Origin of the sequence: Pseudomonas gingeri, from assembly GCF_013385425.1 — a bacterium.
GTDB classification, from domain to species: domain Bacteria; phylum Pseudomonadota; class Gammaproteobacteria; order Pseudomonadales; family Pseudomonadaceae; genus Aquipseudomonas; species Aquipseudomonas gingeri_D.
The window spans coordinates 15353-30045 of sequence record NZ_JACAQA010000031.1 but is presented as its reverse complement, the minus strand read 5'-3'; the positions used below and the strand labels follow the sequence as shown (position 1 = coordinate 30045).

General features: G+C 62.8%; 13 protein-coding genes. 12 read left to right on the top strand and 1 reads right to left on the bottom strand.

The features are described from left to right. Nucleotide 1 precedes the first annotated feature (1 nt). A complete protein-coding gene (locus HX830_RS27360; RefSeq protein ID WP_152741043.1) occupies nucleotides 2–769 on the top strand; it encodes a TerB family tellurite resistance protein in 768 nt (255 codons plus the stop codon). Between the two features lie 10 nt (nucleotides 770–779). Here the strand turns inward: HX830_RS27360 and HX830_RS27355 are convergent, their stop codons facing one another. Further along, nucleotides 780–1763 carry an alpha/beta hydrolase family protein gene (locus HX830_RS27355; RefSeq protein ID WP_177103790.1) on the bottom strand — a complete coding sequence of 328 codons (984 nt, stop codon included), beginning with the start codon at nucleotides 1761–1763 and terminating at the stop codon, nucleotides 780–782. A gap of 72 nt (nucleotides 1764–1835) precedes the next feature. Here HX830_RS27355 and HX830_RS27350 point away from each other — a divergent pair, with 72 nt between their 5' ends. The 11 genes from HX830_RS27350 to HX830_RS27300 all read left to right on the top strand — a co-directional run bounded on the left by HX830_RS27350 (nucleotide 1836) and on the right by HX830_RS27300 (nucleotide 14690). Continuing rightward, entirely contained in the window at nucleotides 1836–4229 is a 2394-nt protein-coding gene (locus HX830_RS27350; protein ID WP_177103788.1) for a PAS domain-containing sensor histidine kinase, read from the top strand. A 40-nt stretch (nucleotides 4230–4269) separates the two neighbouring features. Continuing rightward, nucleotides 4270–4899, top strand: a complete 630-nt coding sequence (locus HX830_RS27345) for a response regulator (protein ID WP_100940518.1) — start codon at nucleotides 4270–4272, stop codon at nucleotides 4897–4899. A 354-nt stretch (nucleotides 4900–5253) separates the two neighbouring features. Beyond that, nucleotides 5254–6378 (top strand): ABC transporter ATP-binding protein, encoded by a 1125-nt coding sequence (locus HX830_RS27340; RefSeq protein WP_103495722.1) that lies wholly within the window; start codon nucleotides 5254–5256, stop codon nucleotides 6376–6378. 69 nt (nucleotides 6379–6447) lie between these two features. After that, a complete protein-coding gene (locus tag HX830_RS27335) occupies nucleotides 6448–7488 on the top strand; it encodes an ABC transporter substrate-binding protein (RefSeq protein ID WP_103495723.1) in 1041 nt (346 codons plus the stop codon). An 83-nt stretch (nucleotides 7489–7571) separates the two neighbouring features. After that, on the top strand, nucleotides 7572–8819 hold the full coding sequence (locus tag HX830_RS27330) for an ABC transporter permease (RefSeq protein WP_177103787.1): 1248 nt from the start codon (nucleotides 7572–7574) through the stop codon (nucleotides 8817–8819). A 12-nt stretch (nucleotides 8820–8831) separates the two neighbouring features. Then, nucleotides 8832–9656 (top strand): ABC transporter permease, encoded by an 825-nt coding sequence (locus HX830_RS27325; protein ID WP_103495725.1) that lies wholly within the window; start codon nucleotides 8832–8834, stop codon nucleotides 9654–9656. Nucleotides 9657–9766: 110 nt separating this feature from the next. Beyond that, nucleotides 9767–10915 carry an iron-containing alcohol dehydrogenase gene (locus tag HX830_RS27320; RefSeq protein WP_152741038.1) on the top strand — a complete coding sequence of 383 codons (1149 nt, stop codon included), beginning with the start codon at nucleotides 9767–9769 and terminating at the stop codon, nucleotides 10913–10915. A gap of 117 nt (nucleotides 10916–11032) precedes the next feature. Beyond that, a complete protein-coding gene (rpe, locus tag HX830_RS27315; protein ID WP_103495727.1) occupies nucleotides 11033–11707 on the top strand; it encodes a ribulose-phosphate 3-epimerase in 675 nt (224 codons plus the stop codon). Beyond that, nucleotides 11704–12522 carry a phosphoglycolate phosphatase gene (locus HX830_RS27310; protein ID WP_152741036.1) on the top strand — a complete coding sequence of 273 codons (819 nt, stop codon included), beginning with the start codon at nucleotides 11704–11706 and terminating at the stop codon, nucleotides 12520–12522. The genes rpe and HX830_RS27310 overlap by 4 nt, the downstream gene beginning before the upstream one ends. A gap of 73 nt (nucleotides 12523–12595) precedes the next feature. Continuing rightward, the gene (gene trpE, locus HX830_RS27305; protein WP_103495729.1) at nucleotides 12596–14083 is read left to right on the top strand and encodes an anthranilate synthase component I; all 1488 of its coding nucleotides are present in this window, start codon (nucleotides 12596–12598) and stop codon (nucleotides 14081–14083) included. 13 nt (nucleotides 14084–14096) lie between these two features. Further along, complete coding sequence (locus HX830_RS27300; protein ID WP_103495730.1) at nucleotides 14097–14690, top strand: aminodeoxychorismate/anthranilate synthase component II; 594 nt, start codon at nucleotides 14097–14099, stop codon at nucleotides 14688–14690. The last annotated feature ends 3 nt before the right edge of the window (nucleotides 14691–14693 follow it).

Here is a 14693-nt window from a genome sequence, read left to right as displayed (position 1 = left end):
TATGTTGTGGCCAGGGACTCTGATTGGAGCCGGGGCGGGTTTTGCGATCGCCAGTATTCCGGGGGCCATGTTGGGCGCGTTACTCGGGCAGGCGCTGGATCGGCGCCTGCAATTGCACAGCCTTGCCCATTTGCGCGAGCGCCTGGGGGGCAAGCCGGCGTTACGCAACGATGAATTGCTGTTTGTCTTGTTGGGGCGACTGGCCAAGAGCGATGGGCAGGTGGTCGACGGACATATCCAGCAGGCGCGCGAGGAAATGCGTCAACTGGATATGGCTGATGCGGCGCGGCGCCGGGCGATTGCCGCGTTCAACCGGGGCAAGTCGGGGAATGATCGACTGCGCGGCTACCTGAATCACCTGAAGGCCCAGCCCCATGCCGCCGAAGGCGTTTTGCGGGCGTGCTGGCGAATGGTCTGGGCCGACGGTCGGGTCGGGACGACGGAGCGTGAGTTGATCATGCTCTGGGGCAAATGGCTGGGTTGGACCAGCCATCAGGTCCAGGCCCTGGCCCATGACTACGAGCCGGGGCGCAAGGTGCTGTCGAACACGACCGGGACTTATGAGGAAGCGCTGGTGTTATTGGGCGTGGCGGCCAACAGTGAGCCGGCGCAAATCAAGCGGGCTTATCGGCGCCTGCTCAGTCGCCACCACCCTGACAAGATCGCGGGCAGTGGCGCGACGCCTCTACAAGTGCGCGAGGCCACGGAAAAAACCCGCGATTTGCACAATGCCTATGTGCTGATTCGCGAGCGCAGGGATTTCCGTTAGGCGCTACGTTTCAGAGACCGCCCACATCCTGCGGGTTCAACCAGCCACGGATGCGCCGGAATAACTGTTCCTGCCCGGCATTGCCCGGCAGGGCCTTCAGCGCGATCTGGTTGTAGCTTGTGGTTTTCTGCCGCTTGCTGGCCTGCAACCGCTCCAGTGCGGCTTTGCGATCCAGCGGCCGGTCCTGGTAGAAGAAATCCGCCGTCGCCAGTTTCAGTCCAGGGGTGATCTGAGCCAGGTTCTGTGGCGCAGTGGTCGGCGTCTGCGCGGCCACCAGGAGCAGTTTCTGGATCTGTGGCGAAGGCTTTTCGCTCATGTAGCGGGCCGCCCAGTAAGCGCCGGTGCCATGGCCCAGGAGAACCACACTGCGAGCATTTTGCTGCTTGGCATAGGCAATCGCCGCGTCGATTCGTGCGAAGATCCGCTCTGCGTCGGCTTTCAACTGATCTTCAGCGGTTTGCACGGCGGCCTGGTCGACCACCTCGGCTTCGGCGCTGGCCGCCTGTTCGATGGGCTTGGCCGTGGTGCTGGCGTCCTTGCTGTTACTGGCGGTCGCCGCCGGTGCCTTGGGCGCTTCGTCCACCCGTGGCTGGATCGCGTCGCTTTGCAGGTCCGGCAGGGTCAGGCTCAGGCTGCTCCACTGCGCATCCGGGAACTTGCGCCGCAACGGGCCGATTGCCTGGGGCCAGTCAGCGGTTTCGCCGGCACCGGGAATCAGGATCACCGCGCCCAGGGGCGAAGGCGTGTTGGCCGGTTTCCACAAGGCCAGGAAACTGTCGCCGCCGGCTTGCAGTTGCTGTTGTTCCTGCTGGGGCAATTGGCGTTCCAGCGCGGTCGCGTCTTCCTGGCTACGCTCGAGCAGGGGCTGGCGCTCCACCGGCTTTTCGGCGGGCTTCTGCGCCGGCGCCGGGTCGGCGGCCATGACGGGCGCGGCACAAGGTAGTATCAGCGACAGGCACAGCGCGGGCAGTGCCAGGCGGTAGAGAAGAGGCATCGAATTTTCCAGGCCAGAGTCATCCTGGCAGCCTAATGGGTTGGTCAGCATTTGTCAGTGTGTGAGCGTCGAATGATACGGTTTTGCTGCCTGTGGGTTATCGGCTGTTTGTGTTTTCCCTTGATTGCCTGGGCGGCGCCTGCTTCCCATGGGCAAGGGGTTGTCTTGTCCGGCGAGCAGCGCGAGTGGCTCGACCAGCACCACGAGTTGCGGGTCGGTCTGGTCCTGCAGGCGCCGTATGCGCAATACGACCGTCGGCTGCAGCGCTTGTCCGGGGCCAATGTGGAACTGATGGCCTGGGTGGCCAAGAGCCTCGATGTCGAACTGACCTGGCGTAACTTTCCCGATCAGACGCAACTGGAAAAAGCCCTGCGCGAGGGTGAAATCGACCTCGCACCGGGGCTGACCCAGACCCCGGCGGGGCTGCGCCTGTGGCTGTTCTCCGATCCTTATATGCGTGTACCGCAACTGGTGGTGGGTGAACGCAACGGCGCCGGCGCCGTGGAGCTGGAAAAACTCGACAGCCAGACCCGCGTGGCCGTGCGCATGCCCAGTACGGTCGCCGATTACCTGCGCAACACCTACCCCAATCTCAATCTGCAGGGTGTGCCGCTGGAGCGCCAGGCCCTGCAATTGTTGACAAGCCAGCAGGCTCGCTACGCGGTGATCGATGAGGCGCAGCTCAGTCGCCTGTCCAACGAAGAAGAGTTTGCCGGGCTGGCGGTGGTTGGCGATATCGGCTTGCCGCAGCTACTGCGAGTGGCGACACGGCGCGACTGGCCGGAACTGGCGGGGGTTGTGGAGAAGGCTTTGCATGCGATCCCGGCGCGGGATCTGGAGCAACTGCATGCCCGCTGGCTGCAACCGAAGTACCCGCGCCTGACTGAGTCACCGGGTTTCTGGCAAAACCTCTGTCTGCTGCTGGCGGTGTTGTTGTTCGCGGGCCTGGCCATCATCTTCTGGTTGCGTCGCCAGCAGCACAGCCTGGAGCATGAGCTGCTCGCCGCCCGGGAAGCCCTCGCCCGGCGTGAGGCGAGTGAAGAAGCCCTGCGCCTGACCCAGTTTTCCATCGACCAGAGCACGGTGGGGATTCTCTGGGTCAACTGGGACAGCCATGTCCGTTATGCCAACCGGGCGGCGGAAGAGATGCTCGGTTATCCGCCCGGCGGGGTGTTCGACCGCCCCTTGATCGACTTCGATCCGAACCTGAACATGGATCGCTGGCTGAACCTGTGGAAGCGTGCCCGGGCTAGCGAGGAAGGCCCGCAAAGCCTGGAAACCCAATGCGTTCGCGCCGATGGCAGCGTCCTGCCGGCTGATGTGTCGTTGAGCTTCCTGCGTTTTCGCGAGGGCGAATACCTGGTGGTCTACCTCAACGACGTCACCGAGCGCCGCCGTGCGCTGGCCTCAGCCCAGGAAAGCGAAGCGCGTTTGAAGGCAATCGCCGCCAATGTGCCGGGTCTGGTGTTCCGACTGGAGCGTGTGCCGCTGACCGGCGAGCTGCATTTCCCCTACATCAGTGAAGGCAGCGAGAACCTGGTGGGTTATGCCCCGGCGACCTTGCGCCAGCAGGACATCGGCTTGCGCAGCCTGGTGCATCCGGACGACAAGGCCGGTTACCACCAGACCCAGGATCGGGCGCTGGAGGCGGACAGCGACTGGTCCTGGCAAGGCCGGATCATGACCCGCGAAGGCCGCCAGCGCTGGGCCGAGATCAAGGCCATCAGCCGTCGGCTGGAGGATGGCAGCGTGGTCTGGGACGGTATCGTCTGGGATATCAGCGAGAGCAAGCGCATCGAGCTGGAACTGGCGGCGTCCCGCGAACAGCTGCGCGAACTGTCGGCCCACCTGGAAAGCGTCCGTGAAGAGGAAAAGGCCCGTATCGCCCGGGAGGTTCACGACGAACTGGGGCAGATGTTGACGGTGCTCAAGCTGGAAACGTCCATGTGCGAACTGGCCTATGCTCAGCTCGATCCTGGCCTGAATGATCGGCTCAACAGCATGAAGAAGCTGATTGCTCAACTGTTCCAACTGGTCCGGGATGTGGCGACGGCCTTGCGCCCACCGATTCTCGATGCCGGTATTGCCTCGGCCATCGAGTGGCAGGCCCGACGGTTCGAGGCGCGGACGCAGATTCCCTGCCTGGTGCAAGTGCCGGAGCATCTGCCGGCCCTCAGTGATGCAAAGGCCATTGGCCTGTTCCGTATCCTCCAGGAAGCGCTGACCAACGTCATGCGCCATGCCCAGGCGCATACTGTTGAACTGACACTGACCGTTGAGGGCGAGGATTTATGCCTGACCATCAGTGATGATGGCGTAGGATTCGTCTCCGCCAGCGGCAGGCCGACCTCCTTTGGAGTGGTCGGCATGCGTGAGCGGGTGCTGATGCTCGGCGGCACGCTGCGGTTGGAGAGCGTGGTGGGCGAGGGGACGACCCTCAGCGCACGGGTGCCGTTGGATGTGTAGGCCTTGATAGCGGTTCAACTGATTCAACCGGGAGATAACATTGATCCGCGTACTGGTAGCCGAAGACCACACCATTGTCCGCGAGGGCATCAAGCAGTTGATCGGTCTGGCCAAGGACCTGTCCGTGGTGGGGGAGGCCAGCAATGGCGAACAACTGCTCGAAGTCCTGCGCCATACGCCCTGCGAAGTGGTCCTGCTGGATATCTCGATGCCGGGTGTCAACGGCCTGGAGGCCATCCCGCGGATTCGCGCGTTGAACAATCCCCCGGCGATCCTGGTGCTGTCCATGCACGACGAGGCGCAGATGGCGGCTCGGGCGCTCAAGGTCGGTGCCGCCGGCTATGCGACCAAGGACAGCGATCCGGCGCTGTTGCTGACGGCGATCCGCAAGGTCGCGGCCGGCGGTCGCTACATTGACCCGGACCTGGCCGACCGCATGGTCTTCGAAGTCGGCCTGACCGATTCGCGACCACTGCACGCCTTGCTCTCGGAGCGCGAGTTTTCGGTATTCGAGCGCCTGGCCCAGGGCGCCAACGTCAACGACATCGCCCAGCAACTGGCCTTGAGCAGCAAGACCATCAGCACCCACAAGGCGCGCCTGATGCAGAAACTCAACATCACCTCCCTGGCCGAACTGGTGAAATACGCGATGGAGCACAAGCTGCTCTGAGGCGGAATTCCCTGACCTTGTAGGAGCGAGCTTGCTCGCGATGGACGTTAACGATAACGCGGGAAGTCTGATGCCCCGCGGAGCCTGGGTCACCATCGCGAGCAAGCTCGCTCCTACAAAAACAGGTATGCACATATCCATTTGCGACAGCCTTGGATGGTCGTCTGACGCTGTTCCGGGCCTCGCCGTCGGCAGCGGCTTGCGGGCTTATCCAATCGCGCCATCCTTGTAGGGCAATCCCTACCCCAATTCTTCCAGACGGCTGAGGACAATCTCTCCCGCCCCCCGATTTGCGCTGCCACCAGCCTTCACTAGGCTTAGCCCCACGGCAGTCCAAAACAAAAAGGTGAGGGTATGAGCGAGGTTGATTCAAGCGCTGGGGCGAACGATGTACTGGTCAGCTTTCGTGGCGTACAAAAAAGCTACGACGGTGAGAACCTGATCGTCAAAGACCTCAACCTGGACATTCGCAAGGGCGAATTCCTGACCCTGCTCGGGCCTTCCGGTTCCGGCAAGACCACCAGCCTGATGATGCTGGCCGGGTTCGAAACCCCGACCGCCGGCGAGATCCTGCTGGCCGGCCGCTCCATCAACAATGTCCCGCCGCACAAACGCGACATCGGCATGGTGTTCCAGAACTACGCCCTGTTCCCGCACATGACCGTCGCCGAGAACCTGGCGTTCCCGTTGACCGTGCGCGGTTTGAGCAAGACCGACGTCAGCGAGCGGGTCAAGCGGGTGCTGGGCATGGTCCAGCTCGACAAGTTCGCCCAGCGCTACCCGGCGCAGTTGTCCGGTGGCCAGCAGCAGCGGGTGGCGTTGGCCCGGGCCCTGGTGTTCGAGCCCCAACTGGTGCTGATGGACGAACCCCTCGGTGCACTGGACAAACAGTTGCGCGAACACATGCAGATGGAAATCAAGCACCTGCACCAGCGCCTCGGCGTGACCGTGGTCTACGTGACCCACGACCAGGGCGAAGCCCTGACCATGTCCGACCGCGTGGCGGTGTTCCACCAGGGCGAGATCCAGCAGATCGCGCCGCCGCGCACCCTCTACGAAGAACCGAAGAACACCTTCGTCGCCAACTTTATCGGCGAGAACAACCGCCTCAACGGCCGCCTGCACAGTCACAGCGGTGATCGCTGCGTGGTCGAGCTCGGCCGTGGTGAGAAGGTCGAGGCACTGGCGGTGAACGTCGGCAAGACCGGCGAGCCGGTGACCCTGTCGATCCGTCCGGAACGCATCAGCCTCAATGGCTCCAGCGAGTCTTGCGTCAACCGCTTCTCGGGCCGCGTGGCCGAGTTCATCTATCTGGGCGACCACGTGCGCGTGCGCCTGGAAGTCTGCGGCAAGACCGACTTTTTCGTGAAACAGCCCATTGCCGAGCTGGACCCAGCCCTGGCGGTCGGCGACGTCGTACCTATCGGCTGGCAAGTGGAGCACGTTCGCGCGCTCGATCCGTTACTGGACGCCAGTTGATCGCGGTAACCCAAGAGGCGAATCCATCGCCCCGTGCTTCACCAACCTGCACTGTGGAGAGAAGAATAAATGCTTAAATCCCTGAAATTCAGCGCCCTGACCCTTGGGCTGATGTGCGCGGCAAATGCCATGGCGGGGCCCGACCTGACCGTGGTGTCCTTTGGTGGCGCGAACAAGGCCGCACAGGTCAAGGCGTTCTATGCGCCGTGGGAGGCGGCGGGCAAGGGCAAGATCGTGGCCGGCGAGTACAACGGTGAAATGGCCAAGGTCAAGGCCATGGTCGACACCAAGAGCGTGTCCTGGGACCTGGTAGAGGTCGAGTCGCCGGAACTGTCCCGCGGTTGCGACGAAGACATGTTCGAACCCCTCGACCCGGCGCTGTTCGGCAAGGGCGAAGATTACGTCAAGGGCGCCATCCAGCCTTGCGGCGTGGGCTTCTTCGTCTGGTCGACGGTACTGGCCTACAACGCTGACAAAGTGAGCAGTGCACCGACCAGCTGGGCCGATTTCTGGGACACCAAGAAATTCCCCGGCAAGCGTGGCCTGCGCAAGGGCGCCAAGTACACCCTGGAATTCGCCTTGATGGCTGACGGCGTGGCGCCGAAAGACGTCTACAAGGTACTGGCCGGCAAGGATGGCCAGGACCGTGCGTTCAAGAAGCTCGACGAGCTGAAGCCGAATATCCAGTGGTGGGAAGCCGGTGCACAGCCGCCGCAGTACCTCGCCTCCGGCGACGTGGTGATGAGCTCGGCCTACAACGGTCGGATCGCCGCGGTACAGAAAGAAAGCAACCTGAAAGTGGTCTGGAACGGCGGCGTCTATGACTTCGACGCCTGGGCGATTCCAAAAGGCCTGAAGGGCGAGCGTCTTGAAGCGGCGAAGAAATTCATCGCCTTCTCGGTGATGCCGCAGCAGCAGAAGGTCTACTCGGAAAACATCGCCTACGGCCCGGCCAACGTCCAGGCGGTGCCGTTGCTCGATAAAGCCATCCTGAAAGACATGCCGACCACCCCGGAAAACATCGCCAACCAGGTGCAGATCGACGTTGCCTTCTGGGCGGATAACGGTGAGCAGCTGGAACAGCGCTTCAACGCCTGGGCTGCCAAGTAACACAGCAGGTCCCAAGAACAGCGGGCGGTGCGCGGCAACGCGACACCGCCCGCTGTAACAATAAAAGAATTCCGGAGTTCGCCATGGCCCTCACCGTTCCTCTGAACGAGGTCACCAGTCCCACCTTGAAGCAGCGCCTGGCGCGTGCCGAGCGGGTCAACCGCTGGAAGGCCCAGGCCTTGATTGCACCGCTGGTGCTGTTTCTGTTACTGGTGTTCCTGGTGCCCATCGTGGCGCTGCTCTATAAAAGTGTCGGTAACCCGGAAGTGGTCGGCGCCATGCCGCGCACCGTGGTCGCCGCCGCCGCCTGGGACGGCAAGAGCCTTCCCGGCGAGCCGGTCTACAAGGCCTTGAGCGAAGACCTCGGCGACGCCCGCAAGAATCAGACCCTGGGCGATCTGTCCAAGCGCCTGAACATGGAACTGGCCGGCTATCGCAGCCTGTTGACCAAGACCGCGCGCGCCCTGCCGTTCAAGACCGAACCGGCCTCCTATAAAGAAGCCCTGGAAGCCCTCGACGAACGCTGGGGTGATCCGGCGTACTGGCAGGCGATCCGGCGCAATACCAGCAGCATCACCCCTTATTACCTGCTGGCGGCCGTCGACCATCGGATCGACGACCTCGGCGAACTGGCCCCGGCCACCCCGGACCAGGCGATCTACCTCGATATCTTTGCCCGCACCTTCTGGATGGGCCTGGTGATCACCGCCATCTGCCTGGTGCTGGCCTACCCGCTGGCCTACCTGCTGGCGAACCTGCCGTCGCGGCAGAGCAACCTGTTGATGATCCTCGTGCTGCTGCCGTTCTGGACTTCGATCCTGGTGCGGGTCGCGGCCTGGATCGTGCTGTTGCAGTCCGGTGGCCTGATCAATAGCGCGTTGATGGCCATGGGGGTGATCGACAAGCCGCTCGAGTTGGTGTTCAACCGCACCGGCGTCTACATCTCCATGGTGCACATCCTGCTGCCGTTCATGATCCTGCCGATCTACAGCGTGATGAAGGGCATCTCGCCGACCTATATGCGCGCGGCAATCTCCCTGGGCTGTCATCCGTTCGCCAGCTTCTGGCGGGTGTACTTCCCGCAGACCTATGCCGGCGTGGGCGCGGGTTGCCTGCTGGTATTCATCCTGGCTATTGGTTACTACATCACCCCGGCCCTGCTCGGTAGCCCGAACGACCAGATGGTCAGCTACTTCGTCGCCTTCTACACCAACACCAGCATCAACTGGGGCATGGCGACCGCCCTGGGTGGCCTGCTGCTGCTGGCGACCGTGGTCCTGTACCTGATTTACAGCCGGTTGGTGGGCGCCAGCCGCCTGCGCCTGAGCTAAGGAGAATAAGAAATGCTGAGCCCCTACATGTCGCCCGTCGAGCGGGTCTGGTTCTACAGTTTGCGCACCCTGTGCGGGCTGATCCTGCTGTTCCTGATCCTGCCGGTGCTGGTGATCATCCCGCTGTCGTTCAACTCGGGCAGTTTCCTCGTCTATCCGCTGCAAGGCTTCTCGCTGCACTGGTACCAGGACTTCTTCGCCTCGGCGGAATGGATGCGCGCCTTGCGCAACAGCATCATCGTCGCTCCGGCGGCCACGGCGCTGGCGATGGTCTTCGGGACCCTGGCGGCGATCGGCCTGACCCGGGGCGATTTCCCGGGCAAGCCGCTGGTGATGGCCCTGGTGATCTCGCCCATGGTGGTGCCGGTGGTGATCATCGGTGTGGCCAGCTACCTGTTCTTCGCTCCCCTGGGGCTGGGTAACAGTTTCTTCTCGTTGATCGTGGTGCATGCGGTGTTGGGCGTGCCCTTTGTGATCATCACCGTGTCGGCGACCTTGCAGGGTTTCAATCACAACCTGGTACGTGCCGCGGCCAGCCTGGGGGCCTCGCCACTGACGGCGTTCCGCCGGGTGACCCTGCCGCTGATCGCGCCGGGGGTGATTTCCGGGGCGCTGTTTGCCTTTGCGACCTCGTTCGACGAAGTGGTGGTGACCCTGTTCCTTGCCGGCCCCGAACAGGCGACCCTGCCCCGGCAGATGTTCAGTGGCATTCGCGAGAACCTCAGCCCGACCATCGCCGCGGCGGCGACCTTGCTGATTGTCTTCTCGGTGATCCTGCTGCTGACCCTGGAGTGGCTGCGTGGACGCAGCGAGAAATTGCGAACCACCCAAGTCTGATAAAGGCATCCTCTGGCGACTCTGTCATTCATCATTCTGGATGACAGAGCAAAGCCAATCCCGGTTATGCTTGCCCGTGCCCTGATCATCACGACAAGAAGGCTGCGAGCATGAGCATTTCCTCATTCAAGATCGCCCATAAACTGATCACCGGCCGTGGCGCCATCGAGCAATTGGCCGATGAGCTGACCCGGCTGAATGTCGACCATCCGTTGATCGTGACCGATGCGGCACTGGTCAAGTCAGGGACCGTCGAGCTGGCACTGGCTCACCTGGGTGGGCGCACCTATGCAATCTTCGACCGTGTGCTGCCCGACCCGGAAATCGCCATTGTCGAGGACTGCATGCGGGCCTACCGCGAAGGCGGGCACGACGGCCTGATCGGCCTGGGCGGTGGCAGCGCCATCGACATCGCTAAAAGCGTGGGCGCCTACGCCGGTTATCACGGGGCCCTGGAGGATCTGTTCGGCATTGATCAGGTGCCGCGCAAGGGGCCGCCGCTGATCGCCATCCCCACCACCGCCGGCACCGGCTCCGAGGTGACCAATGTCGCCATTCTCTCCGACAAGCAGGCCCAGCTGAAAAAGGGCATCGTCAGCGATTACCTGCTGCCGGATGTGGCACTGGTCAGTCCGCAGATGACCCTGACCTGCCCGCGCAGCGTCACCGCCGCCAGTGGCGTCGATGCCATGGTCCACGGGATTGAAGCCTACCTGTCACTCAATGCCTCGCCGATTACCGACGCCCTGGCCATTGGCGCGATCAAGCTGATTGCCACGGCGCTGCCCAAGGCCTACGCCAACCCGTCCAACCTCCAGGCCCGTGAGGAAATGGCCACCGCCAGCCTGATGGCCGGGATGGCTTTCGGTAATGCCGGCGTCGGTGCCGTACATGCCCTGGCCTATCCGTTGGGTGGACGCTTCAATATCGCCCACGGGGTCAGCAATGCCCTGTTGCTGCCCTATGTCATGAGCTGGAACAAGATCGCCTGTGTCGAGCGCATGCGGGACATTGCCATCGCCATGGGCGTCAATGTCACGGGTCTGAGCCTGATCGAAGCGGCCGACAAAGCCGTCGCCGCCATGACCGATCTGTGCGCCGCGGTGGAGATTCCCGCCGGTCTCGCAAGCTTCGGCGTACCCCTGGACGCGATCCCGGCCATGGCCGAGGAGGCGGCCGCTACCGAGCGTTTGATGCGCAACAATCCCCGTCGCCTGAGCGCGGTGGACATCGAAAAGATCTACCGCGCCGCTTACTGAGGGCTTTGGCTCAAGCATTCCAGGCTTGCATGGCCAATCGTCGCGGTCACGGTGGGCGGGGCAAAGCGGGCGGTATACAATGCCCGCCATCGTGATTCTGCTCAAAAAAGGTGCGTCATGCAGCCCTTCGTCATTGCTCCGTCGATTCTCTCCGCCGATTTCGCCCGCCTGGGTGAAGAAGTGGACAACGTGCTCGCTGCCGGAGCCGACTTCGTGCACTTCGATGTCATGGACAACCACTATGTGCCCAACCTGACCATCGGCCCGATGGTCTGCGCGGCACTGCGCAAGTACGGCATCACCGCGCCCATCGACGCACACCTGATGGTCAGCCCGGTGGACCGCATCGTCGGCGACTTCATCGAAGCCGGTGCGACCTACATCACCTTCCACCCGGAAGCCACGCTGCACGTCGACCGTTCCCTGCAACTGATCCGCGAAGGCGGTTGCAAGGCCGGCCTGGTGTTCAACCCGGCCACACCCCTGGATGTGCTCAAGTACGTGATGGACAAGGTCGACATGGTCCTGCTGATGAGCGTCAACCCGGGTTTTGGCGGGCAGAAGTTCATTCCCGGCACCCTCGACAAGCTGCGTGAAGCGCGGGCCCTGATCGATGCCTCTGGCCGTGATATCCGCCTGGAAATCGACGGCGGCGTGAACGTCAACAATATCCGCGAAATCGCCGCGGCCGGTGCCGACACCTTTGTTGCCGGCTCGGCGATCTTCAATGCCCCGAACTACCTTGAAGTCATCGAGAAAATGCGCGCCGAACTGGCGCTGGCTCGATCATGACCGTGTTCGAGCAGCTTTTTCCGGGCCGTTTGCCCAAGCTGGTGATGTTCGATCTGGATGGGACGCTGGTGGATTCGGTGCCCGACCTGGCCCTGGCGGTGGATAAAATGCTGCTCGCCCTCGGGCGTCCGGTGGCCGGGCTGCACGCGGTGCGCGAGTGGGTTGGCAACGGCGTGCTGGTTCTGGTACGTCGGGCGCTGGCCGGTCATATCGATCACTCGGGCGTCGACGACGGCGAAGCCGAGCAGGCGTTGGCGATCTTCATGGAGGCCTATTCCGGTGGTCATGAGCTGACCCAGGTCTATCCCGGCGTGCACGAAACCCTGAGCTGGATGCACAAGCAGGGCATGGAAATGGCCCTGATCACCAACAAGCCGGAGCAGTTCGTCGCGCCCTTGCTGGATGAAATGAAACTGGGACGGTTTTTCCGCCTGATCATCGGCGGCGACACCTTGCCGCAGCGCAAGCCCGACCCGGCGGCGCTGTTCCATGTGATGAAAATGACTGGTATCCCGGCCTCGCAGTGCCTGTTTATCGGTGACTCGCGCAGTGATGTGCAGGCCGCCAAGGCCGCCGGCGTCACCTGCGTGGCCCTCAGCTATGGCTACAACCATGGCCGGCCGATCGCCGAAGAAGAGCCCGCACTGGTCATCGACGATCTGCGGGCGCTGATTCCCGGTTGCCTGGAAGCTGGCGCTGAGCTAATGTCGGTGGACTCTGTTCAATCCCCTCCTGGAAACGCCATCGTGGTGGTTACTCGCAAACTCTGGATGAAAGTCATCAAGGCCCTGGCCCGCTGGCGTTGGCGCGCCTGACTTGATCCTGGCCGCGACTCATGCGGCGCGTTTGCATACCTGACTGTTCGACCCTCAAGCCACGAGGCATATGATGACCCGCGAAGAATTCCTGCGTTTGGCCGCTGCCGGCTACAACCGCATCCCGCTTGCCTGCGAAACCCTGGCCGACTTCGATACCCCGTTGTCGATCTACCTGAAACTGGCCGACCAGCCCAACTCCTACCTGCTGGAGTCGGTGCAGGGCGGCGAGAAATGGGGCCGTTATTCGATCATCGGCCTGCCGTGCCGCACCGTGCTGCGGGTGCACGACCACCAGGTCAGCGTGACTCACGACGGCGTCGAGATCGAGCGTTGCGAGGCCGAGGATCCGCTGGACTTCGTCGAGACCTTCAAGGCCCGCTATAACGTGCCGACCATCGCCGGGTTGCCGCGTTTCAACGGCGGGCTGGTGGGCTACTTCGGTTATGACTGCGTGCGTTATGTGGAGAAGCGTCTGGGCAAGTGTCCGAACCCGGATCCGCTGGGCGTACCCGATATCCTGTTGATGGTTTCCGACGCCGTGGTGGTCTTCGACAACCTGGCGGGCAAGATGCACGCCATCGTCCTTGCCGATCCGTCCCAGGACAACGCCTACGAACAAGGCCAGGCGCGTCTGCAGGAATTGCTGGAACAACTGCGCCAGCCGATCATTCCGCGTCGCGGCCTGGAACTCGACCGGCCACCGGCCGCCGACCCGGTGTTCCGTTCGAGTTTCACCCAGGGTGACTACGAGCGGGCAGTCGACACCATCAAGGAATACATCCTTGCCGGTGACTGCATGCAGGTCGTGCCGTCGCAGCGCATGTCCATCGATTTCAAGGCCGCGCCCATCGACCTGTACCGGGCGTTGCGCTGCTTCAACCCGACGCCGTACATGTACTTCTTCAACTTCGGTGACTTCCATGTGGTCGGCAGTTCGCCGGAGGTGCTGGTGCGGGTCGAAGACAACCTGATCACCGTCCGCCCCATCGCCGGTACCCGTCCACGCGGTGCTACCGAGGAAGCCGACCTGGCTCTGGAAGACGACCTGCTGTCCGACGCCAAGGAAATCGCCGAGCACCTGATGCTGATCGACCTGGGCCGCAACGACACCGGTCGGGTGTCCGAGATCGGTTCGGTGAAGCTGACCGAGAAGATGGTGATCGAGCGTTACTCGAATGTGATGCACATCGTGTCCAACGTCACCGGGCAACTGAAGAGCGGCCTGACGTCCATGGACGCCCTGCGCGCGATCCTGCCGGCGGGCACGCTGTCCGGTGCGCCGAAGATTCGCGCGATGGAAATCATCGATGAACTGGAGCCGGTCAAGCGCGGTGTGTATGGCGGCGCGGTCGGTTACTACGCCTGGAACGGCAATATGGACACCGCCATTGCCATTCGGACCGCGGTGATCAAGGACGGCGAGCTGCATGTGCAGGCCGGTGGCGGCATCGTCGCCGACTCGGTGCCGGCGCTGGAGTGGGAAGAAACGCTGAACAAGCGTCGCGCGATGTTCCGTGCTGTCGCCCTCGCTGAACAAACCCCCGCGTCCGACGCCTGAGGAGCTTTTTGTCATGTTGCTGATGATCGATAACTACGACTCGTTTACCTACAACGTCGTGCAATACCTCGGTGAGCTGGGCGCGGACGTCAAGGTCGTGCGTAATGACGAGTTGACTGTGGCCGAAATCGAAGCCCTCAAGCCGGAACGCATTGTCGTCTCTCCAGGCCCGTGCACGCCGACCGAGGCTGGCATTTCCCTGGAGGCCATCAAGTATTTCGCCGGAAAGCTGCCGATTCTCGGGGTCTGCCTCGGTCACCAATCCATCGGCCAGGCCTTTGGCGGCGATGTGGTGCGGGCCCGCCAGGTGATGCACGGCAAGACCAGCCCGCTGTTCCATGAAGGCAAGGGCGTGTTCGCCGGTTTGAACCTGCCGCTGACCGTTACCCGCTATCACTCCTTGATCGTCAAGCGCGAAACCTTGCCGGACTGCCTGGAGCTGACCGCCTGGACCCAACTGGAAGACGGCTCGGTCGACGAGATCATGGGCCTGCGGCACAAGACACTGAACATTGAAGGGGTGCAATTCCACCCCGAGTCGATTCTCTCCGAGCAGGGCCACGAGCTGTTCGCCAACTTTCTCAAACAGACCGGCGGCACGCGCTAAGGA